This window comes from Solemya elarraichensis gill symbiont (genome assembly GCF_002021095.1).
Lineage (GTDB): Bacteria > Pseudomonadota > Gammaproteobacteria > Chromatiales > Chromatiaceae.
In genome coordinates this window covers 1-1,954 of record NZ_MPRK01000371.1, presented here as the reverse complement: position 1 = coordinate 1,954, position 1,954 = coordinate 1, and the positions used below count along the sequence as shown (strand labels likewise).

General features: G+C 50.3%; 3 protein-coding genes. 1 reads left to right on the top strand and 2 read right to left on the bottom strand.

Annotation, left to right across the window (positions count from 1 at the left end):
- On the top strand, positions 1-215 hold a 215-nt coding region (ccsA, locus tag BOW51_RS11010; protein WP_167367359.1), incomplete at its 5' end, for a cytochrome c biogenesis protein CcsA.
- Positions 216-250: 35 nt separating this feature from the next.
- Here the strand turns inward: ccsA and BOW51_RS11005 are convergent.
- Both BOW51_RS11005 and BOW51_RS11000 read right to left on the bottom strand, forming a co-directional pair.
- Positions 251-862, bottom strand: coding sequence for an SCO family protein (locus tag BOW51_RS11005; RefSeq protein WP_078477737.1), 612 nt, complete (start codon positions 860-862; stop codon positions 251-253).
- A gap of 103 nt (positions 863-965) precedes the next feature.
- On the bottom strand, positions 966-1,943 hold the full coding sequence (locus tag BOW51_RS11000; protein ID WP_078477738.1) for a NapH/MauN family ferredoxin-type protein: 978 nt from the start codon (positions 1,941-1,943) through the stop codon (positions 966-968).
- Positions 1,944-1,954: the final 11 nt, after the last annotated feature.

Here is a 1,954-nt window from a genome sequence, read left to right as displayed (position 1 = left end):
GCGGCTTTATCTTCCTCGAAGATATGTTCGCCCAGCACCTGGTACACAAAACCCTGCTGTCACTGATCGCATGGTGCGTGTTTGCGATCCTGCTACACGGACGTTTCAAGTTTGGCTGGCGTGGGCGCAAGGCACTCAAGTGGACACTGGCAGGATTTGCCTTCCTGCTGCTTGCCTATTTCGGCTCCAAGGCTGTCATTGAACTGATTCTCTGAGAACTGCTTCAGTGAAAGGGCAAAGCGCCCTTTCGTCACTCACCCATGATGTTCTGCAGTTTCTCAACAATTGATATTGCAGACATGCCGAACGGAAACTTGGTGATGAAATTCCCACCCGGCCCGAGTAGATAGAAACTCGAAGTATGATCCATCGTGTAATAGGCAGGATTCCCGTCCCGTGAAGGAACTTTTTCATAGAATGCCTTGAAGTTTTCAGCAGTGCGCCTGACCGTTTCCTTATTGCTCGTCAGTGCAATAATATTCGGCGAGAAGTAGGCAACATACTCTTTCAGTTTTTCGATCGTGTCTCTTTCAGGATCAACGCTGATAAAAATTGGCTGTACCTGTTTGGCTCCCTCTTCCCCGAGTTGTTTCAGAATGGCACTGATGACATTCAGGCTGGTCGGGCAAATGTCAGGACAGAATGTGTAACCGAAGTAGATCAGCTGGTCCTGCCCCGGAAAGTCATGGTTGGAGACCATCTGCCCATACTGATTCATTAGCAGGTAACGGGGGGTAATCTTGTCGGGAAAGCGCCTCGCATCCGGAACATCCGGGCGCAGACTGGTCGTCAGCAATTGGCTCTGGGGTTTGAGCTTGCGCACACAGGAAGAGATAGTGTCGAAATTGTTCTGTATCAGCACTTTTCCATTCCCGCCTCGCTGAAGAGACAGTAACCGGCTTTTCTGGAAGCGAGCCAGCTATTGAGCTTGAGAATATTGCCGGCAAGATTGGCCTATGTATCATCTAGAGAAGATCCCCGGGCCCCTTGAATTTAAATGTCAGGGATTCAGTCGGACACTTGTCAACACAACGACCACAGCGGGTGCAGTCAGCACCTATGTCGACATGGGTATCAATTGCACGTCCCTTGATAATGACTTCCAGCACGTGGGGAACTTCACACACCTTGCGGCACTCACCTTCGTGGAAACAGTTCGCAAGATTGTATTGGATCGTGAGTGGCGAAATCGAACCAACCATTCCATAAGTCAAACCAATCGGACAGACGTAGCGGCACCACGCACGTCTTGAATAAAAAATCTCGAACAGCAGCAGCAGGAACACCCATACGAGTGCAAGGCCTGGGCCATAGATAATAGCGCGACTCAATATCCCTGTTGGCGAAATCGTCTCGAACACAGTGTATACGGTCAATATCGCCAGCACCGCAAAAATCAGCCAGAACCAACTCCTGAATCGGCGATCTAACGGATGGTCCTTAACCAGTTTTTTCTCTGCCAGCCAGACGTGGATGATCTCCGCCCACTCGGCAACCAGGTGATAGGGACAAGCCCACGAACAGAAAGTCCTGCCGCCGAGTATCCACCACAAAATGAATACCGTCACTGTTCCGATCATCAGGTTGAGAACAACAGTTTTGAATGCCAGCATCACCTGCAGGGCTGAATTGAGATCAGCCATGTGAAAACCAACAAATCGTGAACCTGTCATCGCCCCTTCAAGTAATTGGATATCGAGCTTGTAGGAGATAAGAAACAGCACATTAACCAGGACCAATACCGCCCAGCGACGCCGGCGCCACTTTTGCGGAAGCTTCGCCTGTTCCGCGTGCGCAATTTCGGCATGTATCGCTGCTACCCGATCAGGGTCACCCTTATGCTTGGCATGTAACTTTTTTGCTTCGTCAGTGATGTCATCCTGTGTCGGACGTTTCGGATCACGGCCAAACATGACGGCAATTGATTCAAGAAACCTGTTCATGCTTGCGCCTC

What these genes read in the sequence shown, in the direction of transcription:
- BOW51_RS11000 (WP_078477738.1), bottom strand. Translation starts at nt 1,943, where the DNA reads ATGAACAGGTTTCTTGAATCAATTGCCGTCATGTTTGGCCGTGATCCG.